11 protein-coding genes are annotated in these 12,949 nt (G+C 71.9%); 6 read left to right on the plus strand and 5 right to left on the minus strand.

Annotated features, from left to right (window positions below):
- The first annotated feature begins 15 nt into the window (after positions 1 to 15).
- The 5 genes from KV097_RS02610 (at position 16) to KV097_RS02630 (ending at position 4,969) form a co-directional block, all read left to right on the plus strand.
- On the plus strand, positions 16 to 852 hold the full coding sequence (locus KV097_RS02610; RefSeq protein ID WP_220364992.1) for a universal stress protein: 837 nt from the start codon (positions 16 to 18) through the stop codon (positions 850 to 852).
- A 354-nt stretch (positions 853 to 1,206) separates the two neighbouring features.
- Positions 1,207 to 2,184 carry a glycoside hydrolase family 25 protein gene (locus KV097_RS02615; protein WP_220364993.1) on the plus strand — a complete coding sequence of 326 codons (978 nt, stop codon included), beginning with the start codon at positions 1,207 to 1,209 and terminating at the stop codon, positions 2,182 to 2,184.
- Positions 2,185 to 2,303: 119 nt separating this feature from the next.
- On the plus strand, positions 2,304 to 2,978 hold the full coding sequence (locus KV097_RS02620) for a PadR family transcriptional regulator (protein WP_220341929.1): 675 nt from the start codon (positions 2,304 to 2,306) through the stop codon (positions 2,976 to 2,978).
- 174 nt (positions 2,979 to 3,152) lie between these two features.
- A complete protein-coding gene (locus tag KV097_RS02625) occupies positions 3,153 to 4,196 on the plus strand; it encodes an ATP-binding cassette domain-containing protein (RefSeq protein ID WP_220364994.1) in 1,044 nt (347 codons plus the stop codon).
- Entirely contained in the window at positions 4,193 to 4,969 is a 777-nt protein-coding gene (locus tag KV097_RS02630; RefSeq protein ID WP_220364995.1) for an ABC transporter permease, read from the plus strand. Before KV097_RS02625 ends, KV097_RS02630 begins: the two co-directional genes overlap by 4 nt.
- A gap of 9 nt (positions 4,970 to 4,978) precedes the next feature.
- Here KV097_RS02630 and KV097_RS02635 read toward each other — a convergent pair whose 3' ends face one another.
- Genes KV097_RS02635 through KV097_RS02650 form a run of 4 tightly spaced genes read right to left on the minus strand, consistent with a single transcriptional unit; the run spans position 4,979 to position 10,242 of the window.
- The gene (locus tag KV097_RS02635) at positions 4,979 to 7,009 is read right to left on the minus strand and encodes an alkaline phosphatase family protein (RefSeq protein WP_220364996.1); all 2,031 of its coding nucleotides are present in this window, start codon (positions 7,007 to 7,009) and stop codon (positions 4,979 to 4,981) included.
- Positions 7,010 to 7,052: 43 nt separating this feature from the next.
- Positions 7,053 to 8,678, minus strand: a complete 1,626-nt coding sequence (locus KV097_RS02640) for a phospho-sugar mutase (protein WP_220364997.1) — start codon at positions 8,676 to 8,678, stop codon at positions 7,053 to 7,055.
- Positions 8,678 to 9,469 carry an NAD(P)-dependent oxidoreductase gene (locus KV097_RS02645; RefSeq protein ID WP_220364998.1) on the minus strand — a complete coding sequence of 264 codons (792 nt, stop codon included), beginning with the start codon at positions 9,467 to 9,469 and terminating at the stop codon, positions 8,678 to 8,680. The genes KV097_RS02640 and KV097_RS02645 overlap by 1 nt, the downstream gene beginning before the upstream one ends.
- The gene (locus tag KV097_RS02650; RefSeq protein WP_220342525.1) at positions 9,469 to 10,242 is read right to left on the minus strand and encodes a purine-nucleoside phosphorylase; all 774 of its coding nucleotides are present in this window, start codon (positions 10,240 to 10,242) and stop codon (positions 9,469 to 9,471) included. Before KV097_RS02650 ends, KV097_RS02645 begins: the two co-directional genes overlap by 1 nt.
- Before the next feature lie 92 nt (positions 10,243 to 10,334).
- Here KV097_RS02650 and KV097_RS02655 point away from each other — a divergent pair, with 92 nt between their 5' ends.
- Positions 10,335 to 10,931 (plus strand): TetR/AcrR family transcriptional regulator, encoded by a 597-nt coding sequence (locus tag KV097_RS02655; RefSeq protein ID WP_220345260.1) that lies wholly within the window; start codon positions 10,335 to 10,337, stop codon positions 10,929 to 10,931.
- 87 nt (positions 10,932 to 11,018) lie between these two features.
- On the opposite strand, the gene KV097_RS02660 is transcribed toward KV097_RS02655, so the two are convergent.
- Positions 11,019 to 12,935 (minus strand): Ig-like domain repeat protein, encoded by a 1,917-nt coding sequence (locus KV097_RS02660; RefSeq protein WP_220364999.1) that lies wholly within the window; start codon positions 12,933 to 12,935, stop codon positions 11,019 to 11,021.
- Positions 12,936 to 12,949 lie beyond the last annotated feature (14 nt).

A 12,949-nucleotide genomic window follows, 5' to 3' on the forward strand; every position in this document is an offset into this window, starting at 1 on the left:
GGGCATGCTGGGGTCATGACTGACGCACACGCACCCGTCCTGGTCGGTATCGACGGTTCCGACGACAGCATCCGAGCACTCCGCTGGGGCATGCGGTACGCGCGAGCGGTGGGAGCGCCGGTGCGCGCAGTCGGCGTCCTCACCGACGACCTGGCGGCCTCCGAGGCCGCCGACGAGGTCGAGGAGAGCCTTCTCGCCGAGGCTCGCGCCCTCCTCGACGGTGACGGCGTGCCGTCGTACGAGGTCGAGACCCGCACCGGCAAGCCGGCCGAGCAGCTCGTCCGCTGCGCCGAGGAGTCCTCGGTGGTCGTGATGGGCAGCCGGGGGCACAGCACGCTCTCGGACCTCGTCGTGGGGTCGGTCAGCCAGCACGTCGCCCGGCAGTCCCCGCGCCCGGTCATCGTCGTCCGTGAGCAGGCGCAGGCTCAGGCGACCCGCGTCGTGGTGGGCACCGACGGCTCGGAAGGCAGCCGCCCCGCCCTCGAGTGGGCCTTCGCGTATGCCGAGGCCGCGGGCGTCGAGCTCGCGGTGGTCTACGGGTTCCAGACGTCGGCGTCGAGCCCGGCGATCCTGTCCGGCTTCATTCCCACCACCGTGGGGGACGAGATCGCCGTCGCGGAGGACATGCTGAAGGACGTGGTGGCGCCGTACGCGGCTCGTTTCCCCGGCGTCGCGGTGACGCGAGAGGCGATCACCGTCCCGGCCTCGGTCGCGCTCGCGGAGGCCTCGGAGACCGCGGCGCTGGTCGTCGTCGGGTCCCGTGGCCGCGGGGCCTTCGAGGGCATGCTCCTGGGCTCGGTGAGCCAGGGCCTGCTGCACCGCGCACGCTGCAGCGTGGCCGTCGTGCGCTGAGGGGTAACGAACGAGGACCAGGGATCGTGGCCGCCACCGGCCGCGATCCCTGGTCCCTTTGTCACACCCCAGAGTTCTTGTGTCCGGTTTGTCATGATATGTAGGCTTGACCCATTGGAGAACGGCCGAGGTTCTGGCCGTGTGTGCTGAGACCCCGGTCCCCCGACGGGTGGTGGTCGGCGCAGGATGACGACGATCCGCTCCTGACGTCCGGCGCCCGCCGGTCAATCCGTACGCCGTGACCCCCGGAGCGTACGAGCACCTCCGTAAATGCCGAGACCCCTCGGCTGCTCGTGCCTGTCTTCCCTGCTCCTCCGTGGTCGCGGAACCCCCGCCCCGGAACAGGAGAAGTCCATGGCGACCCATGCCCTCGCCCTCACGACTCGCCGCGCGATCACGATCGCCCTGGCAGTCATCACCGTGCTCGGCCTCACAGCCTTCGCGTCGCCCTCGACGGCCTCCGCCGCCATCGACGACTCGGCCCGCAAACAGGCCGTCCGCGGGATCGACGTCTCGGGTCACCAGCACCCCCGTGGCCGTGCGATCAACTTCCGCAAGGTCCGCAAGGCCGGCTACGGCTTCGCGTTCGTCAAGGCCACCGAAGGCCGCGGCTTCGTCAACGAGTACGCGAAGGTGGACGGCCGCGCCAGCGCCCGAGCCGGCCTCGCGACCGGCTTCTACCACTTCGCGCGACCGACGAGCTCCGCGCGTGCACAGGCTCGCCACTTCGTCCGGCAGGTGCGGCGGACCGATGTGAAGGCGCCGATGCTCGTGCTGGACCTCGAGGTCTCCGACGGCCGCTCGCCGGCCCACATCCGAGCGTGGACCAAGACCTGGCTCACCACCGTCGAACGGCTCAGCGGCCAGCGGCCGATCATCTACACCGGTCCCGGGTTCTGGTCGAGCAACGTGGGGGCGCGTCGCACGTTCGCGCGCTACCCCCTGTGGGTCGCCCATTACGGGACCAGGCTGCCGAAGGTGCCGTCCCCGTGGAACAAGTACGCGATCTGGCAGCACTCCAGCACCGGTCGCGTCCCGGGTGTCCCCGGTCGTGCTGACGTGAACATCGCTCCCCGCAAGGTGCTCAACGCGCTGGCTGCCGGGGAGACCCTTCCCGGGCGCGCCACGGCGCCGCCGGTGAGCCGCAGTGCGAAGCGCCCGGCAGCGGGCACGGCCAAGGCTCCCGCGCGTCAGCCCGCCGCCAAGAAGCCGGCTGCCACGAAGCCGGCGGCCAAGCCGCTCCCGGACTTCGTCCGGATGGCGCCGGTGCCGGACTTCCTCTCGCACGTCGGCCCGCACCTCGGGATCACGATCCCCTCGCAGGCCGACTGACGCTCGACCCGACCCTCGGCCCTCGACGGCCCTCGCGCTTCTCGGCGAGAGGGCCGTTGACGTCTTACTCCCGCAGTAATACTCTGAGTCGGGTACTCGATTTCGAGGAGAAGGTGGCCATGGCCGTGCGCCGACCGTCCAACGCGCTCGCGCTGGCGGTGCTGTCGCTGCTGTCGGAGCGCCCGATGCATCCGTACGAGATGTCGAGCACACTGCGCCAGCGTCACAAGGAGGAGAGCATCCGTCTCAACTACGGCTCCCTCTACTCCGTCGTCGAGTCGCTGCAGAAGAAGGGCCTGATCTCCGCGCGCGAGACGGTGCGCGAGGGGCGACGCCCTGAGCGGACGGTGTACGAGATCACCCCAGACGGTCAGGTCATGATGACCGACTGGCTGAGCGAGCTCTTGAGCGAGCCGACGGCGCAGTTCACCGACTTCGAAGCGGCGCTGTCGCTCGTCGCGACGCTGCCACCGGAGGACGTCGTGCCGCTCCTCGAGCGCAGGCTCGCCGAGCTCGCCTTCCAGAGACGGGCGTACGAGGCGATCCGCGCGGCGGTCCCCGGCGGCTTCCCGCGGCTGTTCGTCGTCGAGAGCGACTACCAGCAAGCCCTGCGCGACGCCGAGCACGCGTTCGTCTCCGGCCTCCTCGCGGAGATCCGCGAGGGATCCTTCGGCGGGCTGGGCGTGTGGAGGCGCATGCACGAGCTGCGCGACGAGGGCCTCTCGCCCGACGAGACGCAGCAGCGGCTCGTCGAGGAGTTCCCCGAGCTGAGCAACCCGATGCCCGAGACCTGACCCACGACACCCGTACGCCGCACCCGCGGCCGTACGGACACAAGCGCGGTCCCCGACCGACTGGCATCGACCGGGGACCGTGACCATCGAGTCCGACGCTGACGCCGAGCCACGACGGCTGCACCTCAAGGCTACGGCACCAGCGGTGGACTCCTCACCTCAAGGAGCACCACCATGTCCACCACGACCGATCCTCGGTCGGCGATCACGGTCGCCGATCTGACGAAGACCTACCGTGCCCGGGACCGTGAGGTCCGGGCGCTCGACGGTGTCGGCTTCACCGTCGACGCCGGCACCGTCCTCGGACTTCTCGGCCCCAACGGCGCCGGCAAGTCGACCGTCGTCAAGATCCTCACCACCCTCTCCCAGGCCGACTCGGGGACCGCCACCGTGGCGGGCTACGACGTCCGTCGCGACGGACGGCACGTACGACGGGCGATCGGCTACGTGTCTCAGAAGCCCGGCTTCGACCCCCTCGGCACAGGCGTGGAGAACCTCGTCCTGTCCGGACGGATCTACGGCATGTCGCCACGAGCCAGCCGCGGACGCGCTGAGGAGCTGCTCGAGCGGTTCGGGCTCGCCGACGCGGGACGCCGTCTCGCCCGTACCTGGTCCGGTGGCATGCAGCGCAAGCTCGACGTCGCCATGAGCCTCGTGCACCGGCCCCACGTCCTGTTTCTCGACGAGCCCACCACCGGGCTGGATCCCGAGGCACGGGCCGACCTCTGGGCCGAGATCAGCCGTCTCGCCTCCGACGACGGGCTCACCGTCCTGCTCACGACCCACTACCTCGAGGAGGCCGACCACCTCGCCCAGCGGCTGGTGATCGTCGACCACGGTCGTGTGGTCGTCAGCGGGACACCAGAGGCGTTGAAGCGCGGGCTCTCGGGGGACGCGATCGCGGTGGACCTCGCCGACCGCGACGATGCCGACCGCGCCGTCGGCATCCTCGGGCGACTCGGCGGCGTACGCGAGCTGACCCGCGACGTCGGCACGCTCCGCGCGAGGGTCGATGACGGTGCCGCCGCACTCCCACCGGTGATGGCGGCACTCGACGCCGCCGGTCTCCGGCTCGCCGCCGTCACGGTGTCGAGGCCGTCGCTGGACGACGTCTACCTCCGCTACGCGGGGCGTTCCTTCGACGCCGCTGCCGAGAGCGCCGCGTCGAGGCCTGACGGGACGGGGCCTGACGGGACGAGCGCGGAGGTGGCGGCATGAGCACGTCGCTCGTGCACACGCGGCTGCTCACCGAGAGATCGCTGCGGACCCTCGCACGCCAGCCTGCGTACCTCGCGTTCACGCTCGTCCAGCCGCTGGTCTGGCTGCTGCTGTTCGGGCAGCTCTTCCGCAACGTCGTGGAGCTTCCCGGCTTCGGGTCCGACAACTACCTGACCTACCTCACTCCGGGAGTCGTCGTCATGACGGCGATGTTCTCCGCAGGCTGGGCAGGGACAGGGTTCATCGTGGCGATGGACCGAGGCGTGATGGACCGTGACCTCACCTCGCCGGTGAGCCGCGCGGCGCTGATGGCGGGTTCGCTGACCTCGCAGTCGGCCACCGTCGTCGTGCAGACGCTGATCGTGATGGTGGTGGGAGTGGTCGCGGGGGCACGGTTCGACGGCGGTCCGCTCGGGTGGATCGTCGTGGTGGCCGCCGCGGTCCTTCTCGGCTGTGTGTTCGCTGCCCTGTCGAACGCCGTCGCGCTGCTCGTCCGCCAGCAAGAGGCGCTGATCGGCATCTCACAGTTCCTCGTCCTGCCGCTGACCTTCCTGTCGTCGGTGATGCTCGCGCCGTCCCTGATGCCTGAGTGGGTCGCCGACGTGTCGCGGTTCAACCCGGTGGACTGGGCGGCAGTCGCGTCACGAGAGGCGCTGTCTGCCGCACCGGACTGGTCGGTCGTCGGAGGTCGGCTCGGCCTCCTGCTCGTGCTCGCCGTCGGGATGGCGTGCCTCGCGACACGGGCCTTCGGGAGCTATCGACGCTCCGTCTGACCGACGATCCTAGGCGCCGAGCTCCGTCCGCCAGCCCTGCAGCACCCGGTGGAGGGAGTCGGCGCCGAGGATCGAGGCGGGCGGGGCGCCGAGGTCGGCCGGTGCCAGCAGCACGGCCCGGTCCTGCCAGCCGCCCAGCCCGCCGTGGCTGCCCACCAGCTCCTCGAAGGCGTGGACGGCGCCGGTCGACACGTCACACGCACTGATCACGTAGAGGTCCGGGGCCACCGCACGGTCCGCGGCGGGGAGCAACCGCTCGCACGCACCGGCGCCGTACGCTGCCAGCGGGTCGCACCCGCCGACCACGGCACCGGTGCGGAGCACGTGGAGGCCGTCGGGCCCGATCGCCACCGGGCCGTCGGCAGCAGTCATCGCGACCACGCACCCGATGGTCGGGCGGGCGACGAGCCCTGGCACCAGCCCCGGCCACCGCTCGTCGATCTCGTGCAGGAGAAGACGGCGCTCGGTACGGGCCTGGATCAGCCCGAGGTTGCCCGAGGCGAGCACCAGGAGGTCGCTGTCGGCGGCCGCGGCCGGTGCATTCTCGCCGTCGGCCACGGTACGGCCGGGCGGGACGCCGCCCGGGGTCGCGCCACCGTCCGCAACTACCGACGTCCGCTCGTCGAGCCGGGCGGCGGCACGCCGCGCCGCGCCCGAGCCGGCGCCAGTCTCGGCCATGTCCTCGGCGAGAGCACGCAGCCGGGCGTAGTCCTCGCCGGTCGTCTGCACCGCCTGCACCGAGCCCGACGTGAGCTCGGCGACGGTGTCTGCGAGCGTCACGCCGTCGGCCTGGAGAAACGTGTCGCCCTGGGACTGCCCGTGGTCGCTGACGACCACGATCCGATACCGGCGCGACGCCGTCTCGGCCACCGTCTCGAGCGTGGCGAGGACCGTGTCGAGCGTCGCGAGGACGGCGAGCGACTCCTGGCGGAACAGGCCGGCATGGTGAGCCACCTCGTCGTAGTCGACGTAGTCGACGTAGACGATCGGCGTCCCCCGCAGCATCTCCTGGGCTACCACGGCGGTGGAGAGGTCGCGGATGACGCCGTTGGTGACCGCCCGCAGCAACGCGAACGCCCAGTCCCTCGTGATCCGCGGTCGCAGGTCGCGCCGGACCTGGCGCCTCGCCTGGGTGCGCTCGCGCACGATCTCGCCGACGGCGCGAAAGAGGCTGCGCGCGAACCCGTCGGGCCGTAGGAGGAACCACGCCACCGCCTCCCGGGTGATCGTCGTGCCGCGTGCGACGCGCAGGCGCGACAGCACCATCGCCGAGCGGTCGGCGCCGCCGCTGAACAGGTTGGACACCGAGACGCCACCGTCGGCCAGCAGCCCTGGCCCGGGCGCGCGGGCCTCGATGATCGCGGCGTCCGCCGGATGGTTCGCGGTGAGGACCCGCCCCAGCTCGCGGTCGTACCACCGGAAGGCCGGCACCGGCTCCACCGTCCCGTGCAGGATCCCGAGCTGGCTGGCCGGGGTCGTCGCCGGGACGGTCGGCCGCCACTCGTGGAGCGTGTGCGAGCCGTCGCGCAGCCAACGGTCGACGGTCGGGGCGTTGCCGGCGGCGAGCGCCCACGTGAGGACCGGGTAGGGCAGACCGTCGAGCTGGACCACCAGAAGGCCGTCGGGGAGAGGGCCGTCCGTACGCGGCCGGGACCGTCGACCGCGGCGCGCCAGTGAGACGGCGAACCCCTCGTCGGTTCCTGCCGTCCCCAGCCAGGCCAGCACCGAGCCGACCAACGCGGCCAGCCATGCACTGATGACAGGGGCCCACCACGACTCCACCTCGACACCCGGGACGACCGCGAGGGCGACGGCGACTACGAGTGCCTGGCCCACGACGGCGAGCGCGATCACGGCGAGCCATCCCACCCGCGCCGCGACGGCGACGAGCAGCGGGTGCAGCACGAAGCCGATGAGACCGATCACCGCCGACGCGACGATGGGCGTCCACCAGGCGGTGAACCGGAGGTCGTCGAGCAGGACGTCGACGACCACCAGGGTGACGGTGCCCGCCACCCAGGCGACGAGGAGCCGCGCCACGTCTCCTCTGCGAACGCGGAGGATCCTCGTCGGCGCGGCCACGTCAGATCCCCAGCGCCGCCGACAGGTCGCCACGGATCGCGTCGAGGCGGGCGGCCGCGGCGATACGTGCGGCGCCGGGCCCGTCAGGTGTGGGGACCACCACCTCGAGATAGCACTTCAGTTTGGGCTCGGTCCCCGACGGACGCACCACCACGCGCGCTCCCTCCGCGAGCACGAACCTCAACCCGACGGTCGGTGGAAGCGTGCGTGATCCGCGCTCCAGGTCGTCGACGCGCTCGACGTCGAAGCCGCCGAGCCTCGGCGGCGGCGCCTCGCGCAGGCGCGTCATGGCCGCGCCGATCAGGCTGAGGTCGTCCACGCGGACCGACAGCTGCGCGGTGGCGTGCAGGCCGAAGCGCTCGGCGATCTCGTCCAGACGGTCCACGAGGCTGCGCCCCTCGGCCCGGAGCTCGGCCGCCAGCTCGAGGATGCGGACCATCGCACTGATGCCGTCCTTGTCGCGGGCGATCTCAGGCGCCACCGCGTAGCCGAGCGCCTCCTCGTACCCGTAGGCCAGACCCGGCACGCGTCCGATCCACTTGAATCCGGTCAGGGTCTCGGCGTACGGCTGGTCGTACGCCGCCGCGAGTCGGCCGAGCAGGGACGAGGACACGATGGTGGTGGCGTACGTCCCCTCGACGCCGCGGCGCAGGAGGAAGTCGGCGAGGAGCACACCGACCTCGTCGCCGGTGAGCGCGTGCCATCCGTTCGCGGTCGGGACGGCGACGGCGCACCTGTCCGCGTCGGGATCGTTGGCGACGGCGAGGTCGGCGCCGGTCCGCTCGGCCAGGGCGAGCAGGAGGTCGGTGGCGCCCGGCTCCTCGGGGTTCGGGAAGGCCACCGTCGGGAAGTCTGGATCGGGGTCGGCCTGCTCGGCCACCACGTGGAGCGGAGCGAAACCGGCCGCCTCGACCGCACGCTCGGCGGTCACGCGGCCGACACCGTGCATCGGCGTGTAGGCGACGGTGAGCTCACGAGCCCCGGGGGCGGCAAGGGCTGCCACCGCCGCGACGTACGCGTCCTCGACCTCGCTCCCGAGCACCGCGTACGAGGTGTCTCGGGGGAGGGCGTCGACAGGGCCGACCGCCGCGATCGCCGCCGCGATGTCACGGTCGGCCGGGGCGACGATCTGGCTGCCGTCGCCGAGATAGACCTTGTAGCCGTTGTCCTGCGGAGGGTTGTGGGACGCGGTCACCATCACGCCGGCGTCGGCGCCGAGGTGCTGGATCGCGAAGGCCAGCACGGGTGTCGGCAGCGCCTCGGGCAGGAGGAGAGCACGGATGCCCATCGCCTGGGCGATCTCGCAGGTGTCGCGCGCGAACACGGCCGAGTTGTGCCGCCCGTCGAAGCCGACGACCAGCGCGGGGGACCCGCTCTCGGCCCGCGACAGGACGTACGCCGCCAACCCCGCGGCGGCCTGGGCGACGACCACGCGGTTCATCCGGGTCGGGCCGGCGCCGAGCGGCCCGCGCAGGCCGGCGGTGCCGAACTCGAGACGGCCGCCGAACCGTACGGCGAGCCCCGCCTCGTCACCCGCAGCGAGCAGGGCCTCCAGCTCGGCGCGCGTGTCCGGGTCAGGATCCTGGTCGATCCAGGCGCGCACCTCGTCCTCGAGGGGGGTCGTCATCAGATCGCCTTCCCGAGCGGCATCACGGCGAAGGGCCCGCCTGCGTACGCGCCCTCGCCCTCGTCCTCGCTGCGCGCGCCGATCTGGTCGGCGTACGCCTCTGCGTCGTCGCGCGGCTCGTAGCCGAGACGTCGCCCGGCCTCCAGGTCCCACCAGGCGCGGGAGTTCGCGGAGATGCCGTAGACGGCGGCGAACCCCTCCACCGGGGCAGTGAGCGCGGCGTCGACGAGGCGGACCGCGTCGCCGTACGACAACCAGGTCGACAGCTCGCGCACGGTCGTCGGCTCGGGCAGGAACGAGCCGATGCGCAGCGCGACGGCGGCGATGCCGAAGCGGTCGGCGTACAGGCTGAGCAGGCCCTCGGCCGCGACCTTGGCGACACCGTAGAACGTGTCGGGCCGTGGGCGTGCGTCCGCGGCGAGCAGGTCCGTGCGCGGAGAGAGCCCGACCGCGTGGTTGCTGCTGGCGAAGACCATCCGCGGCACGCCCGCCTCGACCATCGCGTCGAGGAGCGCCGCGGTCGTGTGGGCGTGCGAGGCGAGCGACTCCGGCAGCGTCGCCTCGTCCGGGTGGCCCGCCAGGTGCACGACGGCGTCGACGTCCGACACGACACTCGCCGCGACCACCGGGTCCGTCACGTCACCGACCACGGCGCCCAGGGGCAGGAGCCCGGTCAGCTCCGTGTCGGCCTCGGTCCTGTCGACCCCGCGCAGGGCGTGCCCCTGCGAGGAGAGGCCGGAGACGACCGTCCGGCCGATCGCGCCGGACGAGCCGGTGACGAGGACGCGCATCAGATGCGGTCCACCACGCTGGCGAGAAGGTGCCCCATCGTCTCGGCCGACGCAGCCCCGGCGGCGAGGACCTCGTCGTGGTCGAGCGGCTCCGCGGAGACACCCGCAGCGAGGTTGGTCACGAGCGAGATGCCGAGCACCTCCAGATTGGCGGCACGGGCCGCGATCGCCTCGAGCGCCGTGGACATGCCGACGAGGTCGCCTCCGATGGCGCGCACCATGCCGATCTCGGCCGGCGTCTCGTAGTGCGGGCCGGGCACCTGGACGTAGACACCCTGGGCGAGCGTCGGGTCGACGTCGAGGCAGAGGGCGCGGAGCCGGGACGCGTAGAGGTCGGTCAGGTCGACGAAGTTGGCGCCGTGCAGCGGCGACGTCGCCGTCAGGTTGATGTGGTCGCTGATCAGGACGGGGGTGCCGGGCACCCACTCCTCGCGGAGCCCGCCGCACGCGTTGGTGAGGACCACCGCGCGGCAGCCGGCCGCCGCTGCGGTACGGACGCCGTGGGCGACCGCGTCGACGCCGTGGCCCTCGTAGAGGTGGGTGCGACCGAGGAAGACCAGCACCCGGGCGTCACCGACGCGGACCGAGCGGATCGTCCCGCCGTGCCCTGCGACCGAGGGCGCACGGAAGCCGGGAAGGTCGGTGGCGGGGATCTCGTGCTCGGGCTCACCGAGGATGTCGGCAGCGGGACGCCAGCCCGACCCCATCACGAGCGCGACGTCGTGGTCGCCTCCGGTGCGCTGGCGCAGCACCTCTGCGGCGGCGGTCGCCATCTCTTCGGGGGAACGGGGCTGGGGGCTCTCGGCTGCGACACTCACCTCGGTACATTAACCCAGCCTCACCGACACCCCGGTAGGTTGTCGGGGTGCCGAAGATCATCGGGGAGAGCCTGGCCGAGCACCGCGTCGAGACCCGACGTCGGGTGCTCAGCGCGTTCGGCGACCTCCTGACCGAGCGCGGCTACGATGCCGTGCGGCTCGCCGACGTGGCCACCCGCGCCGAGATCGGGCGTACGGCGATCTACAACCATTTCGCCGACAAGGAAGCCGTCCTCCTCGCCTTCGCGATGGAGGAGACCGAACGCTACGTCGGGGCGATCCGTTCCGCGCTCGAGGACGTCGCCGATCCGGTCGGACGTCTGCGCACCTACGTCCGCATGCACGTGGCGCTCTCGCGGGAGATGCACATGGGTCTCGGACCGCAGCTGTACTCGGTCCTCTCGCGCGATGCGCTGCTCCACATGCGCGAGCACGTGATCGTCGTCGAGGAGCTGCTCCGTGACGTGCTCGAGGACGGGATGGCGCAGGGAGCGTTCGTCGTCGACGACCTGCGAGCGACGACCGGGCTCGTCCTGGCCTGCCTGCAGAGCCGACAGGTCACGCACCCCGAGGCGTCCGAGCGTGACGCCGCGGTGGCGGTCACGGAGCGGTTCGTGCTCCGCGCCGTCGGTGTGGCCGCCTGACACCGCCCCGCCCCCCGCTGGCAAGAGGACCCGACGCCCCACCCGCTGCGGGGAGGAACGCCGGGTCCTGATGCCGGATGGCCGTCGTCAGCGCGCGACCTTCACCTTCACGGTCTTCTTCGAGCCCGAGTGGGTGCTGGTCGCGGCGAACGTCGCGGTGACCTTGTAGGTGCCCTTCTTCTTGAGCTTGGGCAGTGTCACGACGACCTTGCCGTTGCGCACCGTCGCGCGAACGGTCTTCTTGATGCCCTTGCCCTTGATGACGAGAGTCACCCGGCCCTTCGCCTTCGGCGTGCCCGAGACGGTGACCCTGGCCTTGCCGGCCTTCTTGCGGGTCGGCTTCTTCGTCACCTTCAGAGCGGTCCTGGTGGCGACCTTGGCGATCGACAGCGTACGGACGGCCGAGGAGGACGACCTCACGACCGGAACGTTGCCCGACACGAAGCGGGCCGACAGGCGGTGAGCGCCGACCGTGAGGTTCTTCGGGAGCGTGAACGACACTCTGCCCGCGCCGACGGGACGGGTGCCCAGGACCCTGGTGCCGTCGAGCAGCTGGATCGAGCCCGTCAGAGCCCTGGATGCCCGGACGGTCACCGTCGCCGTGCCGGTACGGCCGTACGTGAGCTTCGTCGGGGCGGACAGCGTCGTCGTGGACGCGACCGCGGGCGCGAAGGTGATCGGGGTGAACGTCTCGTACAGCGCCTGCTGCGGACCGCCACCGGCGTACGTGTAGATGCCGAGGTTCGCGAGCTTGTCCTTGGACGCGTCGATCGCGGCCTTGGAGATCGAGAACGAGGTCGTGAAGGTCCCGTCGGGCTTCAGCTCGATCGCCCCGGCGGCCGGCCCGCCGATGGTGGCCATGTCCTCGGCGAGGACGGCCCACCTCTGCGTGATCGCCTTGCGTGCGCTCGACGGCGCGCCCGCGCTCGGCCTCCACACGTCGGCGACGGTGCCGAGGACGACGTAGGCGCCGGTGGGCTTGCCTGCGAGCGGCGGGCGGGTGCCCGTGGCGAGCGACGGGTCGAAGCCGCTGCCCTTGACCGTGACCTGATGGGTGCCGGTGTCCGGGATCGTGGTGCTGCTCACCGTCACCTTGGCCGGGCCGGGGAACGACACGGTGAGGGGGAGAGGAGTCTTGTTCTTGTCGACCGAACCGCCGGTGGAGTACCAGTACGCGGCCTGGCCCGTCGGCTCGACGAACGTCACGAACGACGAGGGCCACGATCCCCAGCCCGTGGTCGTACGGCTCTGCGGCACGGCGGTGCTCTCGTACTCCACGCCGGCGAAGTCAGGGGTGACCGTGATGCCGGCGGGCGTCACGTCGACTCCGGAGAACGTGGCGAGGGTGACCCTGGCGCTCTCGAGGTCGGTCCACACGGAGGTGTCGTCCTGCTTGGTCCCGTAGCCGTCCAGCGTCGCGGTGACCGTGCCGACGCCGTCGTCGACGCTCAGCGTGGGGTCGGAGACGTAGAAGAACGTCATGCCGGAGTAGCCCAGGACGGTGAAGTCGCCGCTCCAGGTGATCGTGGCGTCGTCCGCCGCGACATCGGCAGAGCCGGTGCCGCCCTTGATCGCCACGCGGTGGTCGCTGAAGGTGCTGCTGGTCGGGGGCGAGATCGACGCGCCGCTCGGGCTGGTCTTGAGGCCCGCCCACATCGCGGTCGCGTATCCGCCGGCGACGGTCTTCTTCTGGATCTCGACGTTGCCGGCCCTGGCGCTCCAGCCGGCGGCCGCGCCGTTGCTCCACGAGGTCGCCGACGTCAGCGTCTGACCTCCCACACCCGGGTTGGCGATCTTGCCGGCCGAGAGCATGTTGGCGGTGCCCGGCGCGAATCCGGCGTTGTTGGCCTCGTTGGAGAGGCCCCAGGCGAACACAGCGCCGGCGACCGGCGTGGTGGCCGCCTGGGCGGGCGCGGCCATGGCGGCCAGCGAGCCCGCCGCGAGTGCCGTGGCGGCGGTGGCGGCGACGAGACGCCGCAACCGCCGGGGGAGGGACGTGGACATGGTGTTGCTTCCCT

Source organism: Mumia sp. zg.B17 (genome assembly GCF_019550915.1).
GTDB lineage: Bacteria > Actinomycetota > Actinomycetes > Propionibacteriales > Nocardioidaceae > Mumia.